At 53.4% G+C, this 393-nt stretch carries 1 protein-coding gene; it reads left to right on the forward strand.

Going from position 1 to position 393, the window contains the following annotated elements; all coding sequences use genetic code 11:
* Positions 1-211 precede the first annotated feature (211 nt).
* Positions 212-393, forward strand: a 182-nt coding sequence (locus AGR1_RS29820) for a hypothetical protein (protein WP_210248770.1), incomplete at its 3' end; no start/stop codon positions are given.

Raw genomic sequence — 393 nt, forward strand, 5'->3', positions numbered from 1 at the left:
ATGCGTGGCAAGTCGTAAGTGCGCCCTTGTCTGTTTACCGGTGGTGACGCTAGCAACATCGAACGGGTGTTTCGACTACTAAAAGTAGTAGTCGCCAAATGGCAATTGCTCGTGTTTGAATAGGGAAACAAACGGACCAATGCGGGGAGGGCGATAGGCGCAGGCTGATCGCACGGCGGAGGAGGGATAGGCGCCAAAGGGTGCCGAATGAGTGGAAAGAGATATTGCAGGCGAGGCGCGACAAACAGTAGCGGGCGCACGCATTCGATTGGTGGCTGCCAAAAATCGGAGTTTCAAAGAAGTTTACAATGGACCATACAGGGTACCGTCCAGAAACGGAGCAGACATGAAGACCAGCCTTGAACATTTGCCGGAACGAAAGCAACGCGAGCT

Origin of the sequence: Agrobacterium sp. B1(2019), assembly GCF_008274755.1 — a bacterium.
GTDB classification, from domain to species: domain Bacteria; phylum Pseudomonadota; class Alphaproteobacteria; order Rhizobiales; family Rhizobiaceae; genus Agrobacterium; species Agrobacterium salinitolerans.